The organism is Dyadobacter sp. CY261 (assembly GCF_021440085.1).
Taxonomy (GTDB): Bacteria; Bacteroidota; Bacteroidia; order Cytophagales; family Spirosomataceae; genus Dyadobacter.
In genome coordinates this window covers 1,634,741-1,648,522 of record NZ_JAKCPW010000001.1, presented here as the reverse complement: position 1 = coordinate 1,648,522, position 13,782 = coordinate 1,634,741, and the positions used below count along the sequence as shown (strand labels likewise).

14 protein-coding genes are annotated in these 13,782 nt (G+C 48.7%); 6 read left to right on the top strand and 8 right to left on the bottom strand.

Annotated features, from left to right (window positions below):
• The first annotated feature begins 5 nt into the window (after positions 1-5).
• From LZD49_RS06620 to LZD49_RS06610, 3 genes are read left to right on the top strand one after another with little or no spacing between them, the layout of a single operon-like run.
• Positions 6-833 carry a hypothetical protein gene (locus tag LZD49_RS06620; RefSeq protein WP_234666527.1) on the top strand — a complete coding sequence of 276 codons (828 nt, stop codon included), beginning with the start codon at positions 6-8 and terminating at the stop codon, positions 831-833.
• A 4-nt stretch (positions 834-837) separates the two neighbouring features.
• Positions 838-1,767, top strand: coding sequence for a hypothetical protein (locus tag LZD49_RS06615; RefSeq protein WP_234666526.1), 930 nt, complete (start codon positions 838-840; stop codon positions 1,765-1,767).
• A complete protein-coding gene (locus tag LZD49_RS06610; RefSeq protein ID WP_234666525.1) occupies positions 1,767-2,930 on the top strand; it encodes an adenylosuccinate synthetase in 1,164 nt (387 codons plus the stop codon). The genes LZD49_RS06615 and LZD49_RS06610 overlap by 1 nt, the downstream gene beginning before the upstream one ends.
• Positions 2,931-3,301: 371 nt before the next feature.
• On the opposite strand, the gene LZD49_RS06605 is transcribed toward LZD49_RS06610, so the two are convergent.
• From LZD49_RS06605 to LZD49_RS06590, 4 genes are all read right to left on the bottom strand, one after another.
• Entirely contained in the window at positions 3,302-3,724 is a 423-nt protein-coding gene (locus tag LZD49_RS06605; protein ID WP_234666524.1) for a secondary thiamine-phosphate synthase enzyme YjbQ, read from the bottom strand.
• A gap of 49 nt (positions 3,725-3,773) precedes the next feature.
• Positions 3,774-4,109, bottom strand: coding sequence for a hypothetical protein (locus tag LZD49_RS06600; RefSeq protein WP_234666523.1), 336 nt, complete (start codon positions 4,107-4,109; stop codon positions 3,774-3,776).
• Positions 4,110-4,292: 183 nt separating this feature from the next.
• Positions 4,293-4,679: a VOC family protein gene (locus tag LZD49_RS06595; protein ID WP_234666522.1), complete on the bottom strand. Its 387-nt coding sequence runs from the start codon at positions 4,677-4,679 to the stop codon at positions 4,293-4,295.
• Positions 4,680-4,717: 38 nt separating this feature from the next.
• Entirely contained in the window at positions 4,718-6,055 is a 1,338-nt protein-coding gene (locus LZD49_RS06590) for an MFS transporter (protein ID WP_234666521.1), read from the bottom strand.
• A 398-nt stretch (positions 6,056-6,453) separates the two neighbouring features.
• Here LZD49_RS06590 and LZD49_RS06585 point away from each other — a divergent pair, with 398 nt between their 5' ends.
• On the top strand, positions 6,454-6,867 hold the full coding sequence (locus LZD49_RS06585; RefSeq protein WP_234666520.1) for a hypothetical protein: 414 nt from the start codon (positions 6,454-6,456) through the stop codon (positions 6,865-6,867).
• Between the two features lie 524 nt (positions 6,868-7,391).
• Here the strand turns inward: LZD49_RS06585 and LZD49_RS06580 are convergent.
• The 3 genes from LZD49_RS06580 to LZD49_RS06570 form a co-directional block, all read right to left on the bottom strand.
• Positions 7,392-8,036: a hypothetical protein gene (locus LZD49_RS06580; protein WP_234666519.1), complete on the bottom strand. Its 645-nt coding sequence runs from the start codon at positions 8,034-8,036 to the stop codon at positions 7,392-7,394.
• A gap of 125 nt (positions 8,037-8,161) precedes the next feature.
• Positions 8,162-8,680 (bottom strand): DinB family protein, encoded by a 519-nt coding sequence (locus LZD49_RS06575; protein ID WP_234666518.1) that lies wholly within the window; start codon positions 8,678-8,680, stop codon positions 8,162-8,164.
• Positions 8,681-8,785: 105 nt separating this feature from the next.
• Entirely contained in the window at positions 8,786-11,086 is a 2,301-nt protein-coding gene (locus tag LZD49_RS06570) for a glycosyl hydrolase family 95 catalytic domain-containing protein (protein WP_234666517.1), read from the bottom strand.
• A gap of 184 nt (positions 11,087-11,270) precedes the next feature.
• Between LZD49_RS06570 and LZD49_RS06565 the strand changes: the two genes are divergently transcribed.
• On the top strand, positions 11,271-12,014 hold the full coding sequence (locus LZD49_RS06565; RefSeq protein ID WP_234666516.1) for an N-acetyltransferase: 744 nt from the start codon (positions 11,271-11,273) through the stop codon (positions 12,012-12,014).
• 87 nt (positions 12,015-12,101) lie between these two features.
• Positions 12,102-12,770, top strand: coding sequence for a hypothetical protein (locus LZD49_RS06560; RefSeq protein WP_234666515.1), 669 nt, complete (start codon positions 12,102-12,104; stop codon positions 12,768-12,770).
• Positions 12,771-12,828: 58 nt separating this feature from the next.
• Here LZD49_RS06560 and LZD49_RS06555 read toward each other — a convergent pair whose 3' ends face one another.
• On the bottom strand, positions 12,829-13,773 hold the full coding sequence (locus tag LZD49_RS06555; protein ID WP_234666514.1) for an L-histidine N(alpha)-methyltransferase: 945 nt from the start codon (positions 13,771-13,773) through the stop codon (positions 12,829-12,831).
• Between the last annotated feature and the right edge of the window lie 9 nt (positions 13,774-13,782).

Sequence of the window (13,782 nt, the reverse complement as noted above, 5' to 3'; positions counted from 1 at the left end):
GGGTAATGCGAGCCACGCATTTTAATGCCTTGAAACCGGCGGATGGTACAGATCTCAATTTCCGGGACTTGTTGAAAATAATCCATCCGGATAAATGCAAGCATCCCCAAGCGCAGGAGGCAACCAATCGTTTACTGGCAATACACCGCCATTTTATCAGCGGCACCGCCTTTACCGATGATTCCGGTAATTTCCTAACCAACGACTATTGGGTGCTTTATCAAGGTGAAGGCACCGTCGTCGAGCACGGCAGGCAGAAGCAACAGGCAATAGCTGCACTGGCAAACGAACATCTTAAACGATACATGCCATACACCTGGGATTCCGGAGACAGATTTGTGCTAAGTCGGAGAGCAATTCCATTGTTGAATCTTACACTGTCCCAGGACCACGTCAACTGGGTAACGTCGCGATTGCTTGAATTTTGTATGCTCTTGCACAGGCAGACGGGCCATGCACATCTGGGCATTACACCCGCACATGTAATGCTCATACCCGAAACGCACGGGATCGCCGTGGCAGGTTTCTACCATACTACCCCGCTGGATAAGCGCGTGTCTACCATATCTGCCGCTTTCCGGCATTGGTATCCCGGGGAGTTATTAAGGAAAAAAAAAGCCAGCGAAAATGCGGACCTCGAAATGGTAAAACGGATCGGGGCCTACCTGCTGGGCGATTGTTCCGGACTGGGGACTTCCCTGATAAGGACGCATAATCGCGATTTCATAGACTTTTTGCTGAGTTCCGACGACGATTCGCTGGAATGCTACGAAAAATACCGAGGAATGCTCGACAAAAACTTTCCATCCCAATTCATACATTTAAATATCTGATACAATGGGCTATTCATCATGGAGCAGCGATGCTTATGACAGCGTGAGCCGGGTGCGCAAAACTCGGTCGATTGACGACAACTTTACTCAGAACAAGCTAGGCGTAATCCATCCCGACCTTTCACCCAGTAATGTGGATGTCAGGGAATCGAGGGACTCTCACTTGCATCCCAATTCTGTGCCGATCATTGTGGCATTGGATGTAACAGGGTCAATGGGGTCGATCCCTGAAAACCTGATTAAAAATAAACTCGGTGCCTTGATGAATACACTGATCAATAATGGCATTCTGGATCCACAAATCATGTTTATGGCCGTGGGCGACCACATTTCCGACGACTATCCGTTGCAGGTCGGACAGTTTGAGTCGGGGACTATAGAACTTGATGAATGCCTTTCGAAGATTTTTATTGAACGTGGCGGCGGCGGACAGAACCGCGAAAGCTATCCGCTGGCCTGGTATTTCGCAGCCCGCCATACGTCGATCGACTCATTCGAGAAGAGACAGGAAAAAGGCTTTCTTTTCACGATTGGGGATGAAGGTTTTCATGATCAGATGGCTGCCGATTTGTTACAGGCCAAATGCGGATACAAAGGCAGGGAAAATCTCACCGCGTCGTCGCTGCTGAACGAAGCCAGCCGATCCTATTTTATTTTTCACATCCACGCCAACGAAGCGAGTTATCATAACGACCATTTCGTTTTCTCACAATGGAAATCGCTTTTAGGCGAGCGTTTCCTGGTTTTAGAAGATCAAAACAATATTGCAGAATTGATTGCTACGACTGTTGCGCTCGTGAAAGGCGTCCATGCAGATGTTGCTATGAGCGGTTTCGACGCCCAAACGCGCCTCTCGGTTTCGAATGCGTTGGTTTCAGTAAAGGATTCGCTGGTTCGTCGCGATCATGGCACATCAGGCATTATCGCATTATAATGGCCGGAAACCATATTATTTTGGGGATGGGTTATGGTGATGAAGGGAAGGGCGTTTTCACGGATTACCTTTCATCAAGACTCGACAGGCCGGTGGTGATCCGCTTTAACGGCGGTCACCAATGCGGGCATACTGTCAGACACGCCGATGGCCATTTTCATGTTTTTTCCAATTTCGGAGCCGGCTCCTTCCGCCAGGTTCCGGTCTTTTTCTCTCGATTTTGTACGATCGACCCAATGGGGATTGTCCGTGAATTTAATGCCCTCCAACGTTTGGGAGTAACTCCGGTGCTGTTTGTGGATCCCCTGGCAATGGTAACCACGCCTTTCGACAAATTTTATAATGTAAATGACCGTGCGAATCTTGCACATGGAACGGTGGGGGTGGGGTTCGGCGCGACCATTGAGAGAAATCAGGGGCCGTATAAACTCTACGCGCAGGATCTATTGTTCCCCACTGTTTTCCATCGAAAACTGGAAGCGGTAAGGGACTCTTACCGCGCCCGGCTCAAAGCACGTGGGCTAGAATGCTGCCTGGAAGCGCTGGAACTGGAAATAATGCGTATAGACCAGTTCCGCCGGGAAGTAGAGCTTACCCGCGAAATTATCAGCTTGTTGACGGAGCAGCAATTGTTTTCAATGGGATTTGAAAACCACATTTTCGAAGGTGGTCAGGGAATCTTATTGGATATGGATTTTGGCGTTTTCCCAAACGTTACCCGATCCAACACGACAAGCAAAAATGCATTCGAAATACTGCGGCGCAATAACATATGCCGCGATTCGGATGTCTATTACCTGACAAGGGCTTACCAGTCTAGGCATGGCAACGGGTGGATGTCGTCGGAAGGATATCCGGTGACACTCGTCAATAATGCGAATGAAACAAATGGACCGGGCGGCCATCAGGGCGAGTTCCGGACGGGCGTTCTGGATACTGATTTGCTTAGGTACGCGCTTCAATGCGATGCAAATTTCGCAGAAAATGCCCAAAAACATATGGTAATATCCTGCTTGGACCAGGTAACGACATTTCAATATCTTACGGCAGGAAATCTAGTGACAGTACCCGACAGGGATTCATTTTTGAAGCAAATCGCACGCTGTGATGCTATTTGGACAAACCAAGGACCGGGTTCGGAAACTATTACACAATGGCGCTGAGCGGATGTCAGGGAGTTCTGTTCAATGTGGTGGTGGTGGTTTTGGAATAACGCGGGTCAGCTGTTTACAAGAAGCGGCTACCGTGCGAAAATCATTCTTGCCTACGGACAATTGAAGTGTTCCAAAATATGGGTGGTACTTATAATACATTTACTACTTTTAATAATATTGAGATGGCTCGGAAAAATATGGCTTCCCACTAGCCTGAGGCCATTCGCTATCGCGCTGTACAACGATGATGCCGCGATCGGGATCTAAACGGGCTTGGGGAAACATCTGGTCCGTGCACTAGCAAAGGCCACTTCGTGCTGGATTTCTACTTAGTCTGATGCAGGCAACGGCATGGCGTTCAGGCTTGTGCCGGAAGGAGCTTAGATTCCCCAGGCAGTAATAATGAGGCTTCTAGACCCGCCGTAATCGCGGTGCTCGCAGAGGTAAATACCTTGCCAGGTTCCCAGCGCCAGCCGTCCGTTGCGAATTGGTATCATGACCGAACTCCCGAGCAGAGCCGCCTTCAGATGTGCCGGCATATCGTCCGAGCCTTCGTAGTCATGCTGGTACTCGGGATCATTTTCAGGGGCCACCTTGTTAAAATACATCTCAAAATCTATGCGAACCGTCGGGTCCGCGTTTTCATTGATCGTCAGCGAAGCCGAGGTGTGCTGGATAAATACCTGGCACATCCCGGCCTTTATTTCGCTGATCGATGGTAATGCATGAAGGATATCTCCGGTAATGAGGTGGAAACCGCGGCTCCTTGCTTTGAGCTGAATGCCTTGCTGGAACATTTTCATAGACTGCCTGCTCGATATTTGGCCCGCAAGAAAGCACAATTCCACCTTTTTACATATAGCGCATAGCCGGATATCCCAGTAGCCTTCTCCAGAGGGCAATCTGGCCGATAATATTGGCTTCGCGATAACTCACAAATGTGATCAGTTCGTACAGCGACATCGAGAAGTCGGGACCCATTTCAATGCGTTTTTCCAGCTCTTCGTCACTGAGTTGGTTCAAAGCTTCTTTGAGAATCGGTGTGATCTTGTTCCAATCCTCCTGGTATGAGTTGAGTGAAGGATATGTGACGCCTTCCTGGATGCCCTTGTTGTCTTTAAACAGTTCATGGGCCTGCTGGTGAATATCTTGTCCAAGCTGCCGGGCGAGGTCGAAGCGTTGCTCCACCAATGCCCCGGCCAGCCAGCCGACGTGGTTAGCTTTGGTATCCAGCCGTTTGTGGATGTCCTCGTCAGTGAATTTCTCGGTGACGAACTCGAAAATGGAGTTTGCAGGTCGTACAGGCTGATAATGCCATACATTCGTGCGCTTTTTACGTTTTCCATAGGTTGGTTGAAGGTTAAGGGATTATTAATGTTCTGTTTCGATGACGGACAGGATATTTCCGGCCGGATCGGTAAACCAGGCGATGGTAGGGCCATTACCGCGCACAATATTGTCATCGTCCGTTTTGAGATCGGGAAAGTCGTAGCTTTCAAACGGTACGCCTTTTGATTTAAGCGCTTTCACAATCTCTTCAATGTTGGCAACCGGGAAGTTTAGTACGGTAAACGTGGCCGGTTGGTGGTTGGTTTTTTCATACAGGATCACGTCATGTCCTCCATGTATTTTCAAATGGAGGACCGGCATTTCCTGCTGCTGTGAAATTTCGATTCCAAGGACTTCCCCGTAAAATCTCTGCGCTTCTTTTAAATTATCGACGGAGTACCCACTGAATGCTTTAGTTTGTCCAAACATAGTCGTAATGGTTAGTTGTTGATTAAAAATGAAGAAATCTACGCCTGCTCCCGGATCGCTACACCATCGGTGTCATATTCCGGTGACGGCTTTTTATAAACAAGAGAAAGCTTCCGATATGCGGCCGACCTCATAGCGAAGAGTGTGACGATCAGGCCGACTATACCGGTAACAATGAATAGAAGTGCAAGACCGCGGGCCGTACCTGTGCCAAACCAGGAACCGATCCAGCCTACGCCCGCACCGGTAGTCATAAAAGGAATGAAAATGAACTTGGCAATGGGTCCGATCAAAAATGCTGTAATAGGTGAAGCAGCTTGTTCGATGCTTTGCGCGAACCCGAAAACACGTCCCTGCCTTTCGGGAGGGATTACTTTTTGCAAAATGGTTTGCTCCGTCGCTTCGACGACAGGGATCAGGCAAAGATAAACGAACATACCACTGCCAAGCAGTATGATGGAGGAGCGCATAGGAAAGATCATACAGATCACCCACATCACGATGTTAGCCGTGAACAACGTTCTCAAAGGCATTTTGCCCAAACCGCGCTTGGCAACCACTAGCCCCCCGACGATAAATCCCAGGCTCAGTACGCCCCAAAGTATGCCCCAGGCCTGCACCGATACCATTGAAAGCCCATAAGCGTCCATCAGCGACATAAATACGCCGCCGAGGAAGTTATTGAAAGTGTTGAAAAAAATCAGTCCGAAAAGTCCGGGAACTGCGCCCACGGCGGTTATAGTACCACGTATATCGACATGCTGCGTACCCGATTCGGTATGGACCACTTCTTTCTCAGGGATGGATACGGTCAGTAAATGCAGGATCACCAGCACGCTTAACCCGATGGCCACTATCAACATCCACAAAACACCCAGGTAGCCAATCACCAATCCACTGAAAATGGAAGCGACCAGAAATGAAACGCCGTTGGCTGTACCCACCATTCCATTGGCTTTGTCGCGGTTTTCTTCCTCAATGAGGATGGTTACCACCGTCGAAAGCGCGATGGTCCTGATATTACCGGTAATGGCGCCGAATAGACATAGTACGATAAAAAGCCAGAGATTAATGCTCGAATCGTCCTTGAAAACGGCTGGGGGAGTGGAGAGGTAAATGATCAGTGCGAGAATGTACAAGGCAAGTGTAACTACCGCCGACAGCATCATGGAGGTTTTTTTTCGGTACCTGTCTACAATTGATCCTAAAAAGAAACCCGAAACCGCCACTGTTGCCAGGTAAACGCCCGCCATTACGGATGTGGCCAATACAGACTTCGTTTCGAGATAAACCCAGAATGTAATGGCAAACCAGACGAATGTGTTCGTAAGCGCGGCTGCCAGCGAATTGGCGAGAACCGCATAAAAGGTTTTCATAACGATGGGGATTAGTGACCGGACAATCACCGGCTTGTTGAAGTGTTGATACAAAAATACAGCCAATCGGTCCATCAACCGGTGGGGGTATAGGACAATTTACGGGTGAAATAAGCCAAAAATTAGAAATGTGGCTCAATCGCATTCTAGGGCTGTTTTGAGGGGACGTTGAGGAAGCTCACATGAACTTTTCCTGTTATTAAGTCTACAACAAAAAGCCCGGCAGGTGAAGTTGGTTTGATTAATGTAAATGTGATTATACGTCTCATCTACCTAATTCGAAAATTGCTCAACAAAATATCCGAATGGGGCGTAATGTGGAATAGATAAGTAATAGATAATAACCGGTTACTTATTAAATTCAATCTTAGTCAGATTTCCGTAAAAATTAAACAGCCATGAAACAGGTTCTTGCCATTCTGATTCTTACATTAATGATTTCCTGTAAAAAGGATTCTCCGGTGCCGAAGATGGAAGAAATTTCTGGTCGGTATAACGGCACGCTTGAAGGTAGCTTCTATCCTTCAAACTTTCCAGCTTCCGGGCAAATCCCATTTACTGAACCAGCCACCTTCGAGATCACTGTTGGTGAAGCAGGCGGCACCATGGTTGGTTTCGATAGTGTGGCCGTAAAAATGGACATCGAAAGAAATTATCCATATGCGTTTAACATTACGGATATACGCGATGGTGGTGATTTACGGGTTTCTGCAACAGGTCTATCAAGAGGAGATACGCTCGAAATGACAGGAAGTTATCACTTTCTCGACCGATCCAGGCGGAGCTTTCATTTTGTTGGGATTAAACAATAGGTAATGTGAGCGATCGCATACTCTCTCTCACGTCTATGGGGCTGCTCAGTACGCTTCGGATTCCTAGATATTGCATGTCAATCATTTCTTTTTGCTAGACTCTTTTATGGCTTCGATCTTTGCTCGCTTAAAGAACATACCTTGGTTAGCGAGTTAACTATGCAATGGTTGATAACGACAAGAATAGAAATCGATCAGAATTGAAGGAGGCGATTCGCGAGTCGAGGGTTTTTATGGGTGCTCAAAGCATCGGATCCGGTTGGAGAAAACGGCTCTGCTTCATTTATTCCCGCTTCCGTGCATTCAGAGGGATTTGTGGCGTTTTATTTAATCATTGAGATTTTTCATACCGCCGCAGAAGTATGAGAACTTCCAAATGGCCAGTGCATAGCCACGATCGGGTCATTGCTAAACGCGACTTCCTTCTGCTATGCTACGCCCAATTTACAGGTGTATTTTGCCATTCCAAGCAGATCTGCCGGACCGGATGAAATGAAAAACCCCGGAATGGTCCGGGGTGTAAGTTAATTAGGATCCACGCGCTGGGGCGCAGCTTTGGGAGTATTTGATTGAGGCAATTGTGGTGTGGGGGCCGGCATGTTACCCTGCCCGGGTTGTGTCGGCTGGCTTGTATTAACCACCGTGCCCGGAGTCGACTGCGCATTGGTCTGAGCAGGCACCGTTTGGTCGGCCGGGGCATAAGCCCCTGTTGATGGCAGTTGCTGTGTTTGCACCTGTTGGATGAACTGCTCCGTTGTAACCACCGGCTGCGGCTGCCCTGCATCCGGCTGATAGCGTTCAGGCATTACCCTAGGGTCCTGGGAAGTATTTACTTTGGGAACCATCCCGGCCTGGGTGGCCGGTGCCGTATAACTTTCAAAACCCAGGTTCTGAACCTCCGGTACTTTCTGCGTGGTGGTAGCAGGCTGAGGTAGCGTCCCTACCGGCTGTCCGGGTACTTCCGGCGCAATCTGCCCGGTCGGCTTTGGCTTGAATGTAGGAGCAGCGCCCGCTTGTACACCTGTGTACGCCTTAGGTACTTGTCCTGTGGGCAATGGTTGCCTTATTTGTGCATTCACGTGGTTCAATGTCAGCAGTAAGCCCGCTGCAATCAGCGTCCAACCCTTAGATTTCATGTGCGGCATACGTCTCGTTTTCAGTTGTTTCAATCGCACTAAGTTATATACTAAAACCATTCCATGAAAATCGTAGCCCCATTTCTATTCCTGGTGCATATTCTCCTGGCGGTAAATGCATTCGGCGGACTAGAAATGGGGCAAAGGGTGGCTAATTGTCAATAACGGTCCCAGAAGAATGGTGGCTCAATGCCAAGGGCACGGAGGTATACAAATCCTTGTGCACGGTGGTGAATCTCGTTGTCGATGAGATAAAGGATCGTTCCGTAAATCGTGTTTTCGTACATCCCGAAAGCAGCTTCTACTTCGGTGAAGCGTTGTGGCGGGATTTGCGGCCACAGCGTATTGATGTACTCTGTTACCAGATCCCAAAGATTAAGCACTTCCGCTTTGGTAGCCGGGGCAGGAGTTGAGGAATCAAGTGCCGGATCGCTGAATGTCCAGTCGCCAAATGCGATACCACGGATGCCGGGAGCGGCTAGGCCAATCATCTCCATGGTGAGCTGGGCGTAAGTACGCATGCCGCCGATCGAAAAAGTATAAAACTGATCCTCAGGAAATGCCTCAATAACCTTGCGGCTGAGCCTGCGGTGGCCTTGCCAATGTTCCAGTAGTGCCTCGGCAGTGATAACGTTCGTGGTGGTTGCCATCTCTTTTTCGGTGCTGTTAGTTTCCATGTCAAAGGTTTTTAAAGTTTATTGTTTGATTACATTACAAACTAAACACCGGCCAGTGACAGCAGTATGTCAGCAGGATTTTGACACCTCCGAAAAAGTTTGAATTTATTTCAAGACCGTCAGGTCCGGGCCGAGACGGTAGGTTTTGCCCTTCGCCGTGGGTATCGACACGACTTTGCTGCCGTACCGGATTTTACAGGTATTTCCGGCCTGGGAACGGATCGCCAGTCCGGTCAGCCTGCCTTCTTTCCACTCCATATCCATTTCAAAACCGCCTCGGGCGCACAAGCCGCTGATCTTGCCGTCGGGCAGGGCTTTCGGTAATGCCGGAAGCAAATTGATTTCACCCAAATGGCTTTGTACCAGTGTTTCGAGGATTCCGGAAGCTCCTCCGAAGTTACCGTCGATCTGAAAAGGCGGGTGAGCGTCGAAAAGGTTGGGATAGGAGCCGCCCCCGCTCATTTTCTGGCCGGCATCGTACACCGGATTGAACAACTTGCGGATCATCGTATAGGCATGTTCGCCGTCGAGGAAACGCGCCCAGTAGTTGATTTTCCAGGCCAGGCTCCATCCCGTTCCATCGTCGCCGCGGTAATTGAGCGATTTAATGGCTGCTTTGAGCAAATCGGGTGTGGCCGGGCTGATTTCTTCGCCCGGGTATCCCCCCCACAAATGCGAGACATGCCGGTGATGGCTCGTGGTGTCGTCGATATCGGTCATCCATTCCTGCAATTGTCCGTACTGGCCGATATGGTTAGGGGCTATCTGCTTAGAGGTCTCCGCAAGTTTCTTTGCCAATGCGGCGTCGGTTTTAAGAATGCCTGCCGTTTCAATGCACGCTTTAAACAATGCGCGAATGATCTGATGGTCCATTGTTGGGCCGGCTACCAAACCGCCATTTTCCGGAGAGTTGGAAGGCGAGCTGATCAGATAACCTGTTTTCGGATCTTTGACCAGAAAGTCAACAAAGAATTCCGCTGCTCCTTTCATTAAAGGATAGGCAGTATTTTGCAAGAAGGCTTTGTCCTGCGTAAAGCGGTAATGCTCCCACAAGTGCAGGGTTAGCCACGCGCCACCAGTGACCCAGATGCCATGGTTGGAAGCATTGATAGGTGCCGCACCGCGCCAAACGTCGGTATTATGGTGCAATACCCAGCCCTTGGCGTTATAATGCTCCTTGGCGACTTCGGCACCGGTTTCGGAAACTTCTTTTACCATTTGATATAGCGGCTCGTGGCATTCGCTGAGGTTGGTCAGCTCCGCCGGCCAGTAATTCATTTCCGTATTGATATTGACGGTGTATTTGCTGTCCCAGGAGGGATTTAGCTTGTGGTTCCATTTACCCTGCAAGTTGGCCGGATGACTTCCCGGACGGCTACTGGCAATCAGCAGGTAGCGGGCAAACTGTACGTATAGGGCAAGCAAAGCCGGATCATTGGGATCTTTTTTGAAATGGCTCAACCGCTCGTCGGTTGGCAGTGCGGAAGCTTCATTTGACGTTAATGCAATGGCGAAACGGTTGAAGAGTTTCTGATAATCTGTTAAATGCGAACTGTAGGCCTTTTCAAACGTCGGCGCCTCCCGAAGGATTTCAGCAGTTTTTGCGGCGGGATCACCACCGATGTTTTTATAATCGATGTAGTTGGTAGCTGCTGCGAGCACCAGGGTTGCATTCGTTGCTTTTGAAACGATGAGTTTCCCATCGGCTCGTTTTACTTCTCCGTCGGTAAGAATCTTCAATTTTGCAATGCCCTTGAGCGCGCCCTTATCGACGTAGACCTCCAATTCCATTTGGTTTTCGGTGATACTCAACTCTTTCTTTGCATGGATGGCATCCAATCTTATGGTGAAATCCAACTTACCCTTTTCTGAACTAGTCATGTGATAATAAATGGCCTTAGCCGGATAACTGGCAATAGCCTGACGCGTGTACCGGACGGCACCGACTTGGTAACTGCTTTTTACAGTGGCCGTGTGGAGGTCGAGTTCACGTAGATATGCAGTATGTTGCGCGTGGCCCGGAAAATCGATATACACATCACCAAAAGCCTGGTAGGCCATTTGCCGAAGTGGCTGGCTCATGAACTGCGCATTGGCCATTGCCTCGGCCTCTTTTTGTTTGCCCTCATTCAATAACCTTCGAATCTCGGCCAGATGCACTGATGCACCTTTATGCGCGTAACTTCTTGGTTCGCCGGTCCATAAGGTCTCTTCGTTAAACTGGATCTGCTCGGTTTCCACGCCTCCGAAAATCATGGCTGCCAATGCGCCATTACCGATTGGCAACGCTTCTTCCCATTGTTTTGCAGGTTGTTTATACCAGAGTTTTGAATGAATGTCGTTTTGGGCGTGACATTGAAGGATGATGAATATGAGTAAGCTAACGGTCTGAATAAGAGGCCTCATGCCGGTTTAGGATATGGTTAATAAAAATCGAGTTTAACAGAAATGCATCGCTGTTGCCTTGCTGACGGGATTTTGCCAGCTTTGCCCGTACAAAAAAGTCGGCCCAATGCGATGTATTACGTGCAATGGAGCTAGTTTTTTTCAACCCATTATGTTACCTTATTATCGGATTCCCTTCCAAACTATGCGAGTCGACATTATTAAAACCGAGCTGGATGAGATCAGGGATTTGCGCACGATGTTCCTGCATGAGAATAACTTCCAGTTCGTCTGCAACAAGTGCCACGACTATGGCTGGGCTGATACCTGGCTGTTCAGGATCGACAACGTCCGTGTCGGTTATGGTTCCGTGTGGGGGACAGATCGCCGTCAGGACCGCGACACGATCTTCGAGTTTTATCTGCTGCCGGGCTACCAAAAATTTGCCAGCACCATTTTCGAGGAAATGCAGCGCGCATGTAAGGCGATCTGGATCGAGAGCCAGAGTAACGACGTTCTATTGACGACTATGCTATACCGGTTCTGCAAAACGTCATTTGCAGAGGCCATTCTTTTTGAAGACCATTTCCAGACGTCGTTTGAAATTCCCGGGGCCATTTTCCGCAAACGCTCCGAATACGATCCCATGGACGGGGATGACAGCGAGTATGTGCTGGATGTGGGTGGCGAAATAGTTGCAAGCGGTGGGTTAATGCTCAATTATAACATTCCGTATGCGGATATTTATATGCAGACCAAAGAGCCGCACCGGGAGAAGGGTTATGCGACTTACATTGTGCAGGAACTTAAACGCACCGCCTATATAATGGGCCGGGTTCCGGCAGCCCGCTGCAATATTGGAAACCGGATATCTCAGGCTACATTAGAAAAGGCCGGTCTGACGGTTTGTGGTTTCAGGTTGAAAGGGGCGATAACGGCCTTTGAATGAATGAAGGAGGCAGGCACTTCCACTGCGGCAATGGAAGTGCGGCACGCTTTTTGAAGTCATTGATTTGTCAATCAAACAACTGAAACCATGGCTACTACAAAAAGCACTACTAAGGAAACCCCTTCTAAAACGAAGTTGGCGACTGCTGGCAAAAACACTGACGATAAGACCACAGCAGCCAAAGCCACAACGAAGGCTACTACCAAAAGCACTACGAAATCAACGGCCTCGAAAACATCAACAAAAAGTAAAACCGAGGCCGATACCACCGCTGCTGCGCGTGCTGCGGGCAAGAAAGCATCGGAAACCACGAAGTCGTCCGCGACAGATGCACCTGCTGCAAAGTCATCCGGCACAAAATCATCCGGTACAAAATCATCCGCTGCGAAATCAAGCGGGGCGAAGTCAACAACTTCTAAATCCGGCGAAACGAAATCCGGCAGTGCAAAGTCTGGCAACGCAAAGAAATCTTCGAGTAATTCGAATACTTCCACACGTGACCACGATACCATCCGTTCGTGGGTGGAGCAGCGAGGCGGTGTACCGTCGGTAGTGAAAGGTACCGCCAAGAAAAAAGAAGGCGGTGGCATTCTGCGCATTGATTTTCCAGGGTACAGTGGTGAGGATTCGTTGCAGGAAATCAGCTGGGACGAGTTTTTTCAGAAATTCGATGAAAGCAAACTGGAATTTCTATACCAGGAAAAAACAGCCGACGGTAAAGAAAGCCGGTTCAGCAAATTTGTTTCGAGCAACTAATAAGAAGCACTAGTAAAGTGAAGGCGGCCGGGAATGATGAAAATTCGCCCGGCCGCTTTTATAATGCCCACAGACTATCCGTAAAATAGGCTTTACAGTCCATAAAATGCTCCATAACCCGAAAGCCATTTGCTGCTGCCACCTCTTCGATTTCTCTCACGGTATATTTCTTAGAAAGTTCGGTCCATATCACTTCGCTTCTGTCGAATGAATAGCAATTCTGCGTGTATTGAACATGCACTTTCTGCGGCACCAAACTGACGAGATAACTCCGCACTTCTCCATTAATGGGATTATAATGCGAATAAAAATCAAACTGGTTTGTCTTAAAGCTCCCGCCAAGCTCGCGGTTGATGCGGTGCAATAAGTTGATGTTGAACGCCTTGGTAATGCCTCGCGGATCGTCATAAGCGCAGCGGATTGTAGCCGGGTTCTTTTGCAGATCGAAGCCGGTCAGCAGATAATCCCCAGGGTTCATGCATTTGCGGAACTCGGCAAGTAACCTATTCACTTCCAACGGCTCATAGTTACCGATATTACCGCCGAGAAAAAGCAGCAAACTGGGAATGCGGGTTTCCGCGAGCTCTTCCATCATCGAAAAGTAATTTCCGATCATTGGTTTGATTTGCAGGCTAGGTAAATGGGTAAGCATATTCGTTACCAGTTCTTCGATGGCTTTGGCCGAAATGTCAATAGGCACATAAGTGAAATCCACACGCCGCTCCACCAATTTTTTTAGTAACTGCCGGGTCTTGATACCATCTCCTGCCCCAAATTCAACGATCTGGAAAGGCTCACTGAAATGCAGTTGGTTGATGATGTTCTCGCCTTGCAGCGATAAAATCTCGAATTCGCACGGAGTAGGGTAATATTCGGGCATTTTCATAATGTCCTGAAAAATTCCGCTACCAATGTCGTCGTAAAAATACTTGCTGGAAATGTGTTTCAATGGTGCGGATAGTCCTTTGTGGATGTCTCTCGCAAAAGTTTGTAAATCGTTCATAACTTATTG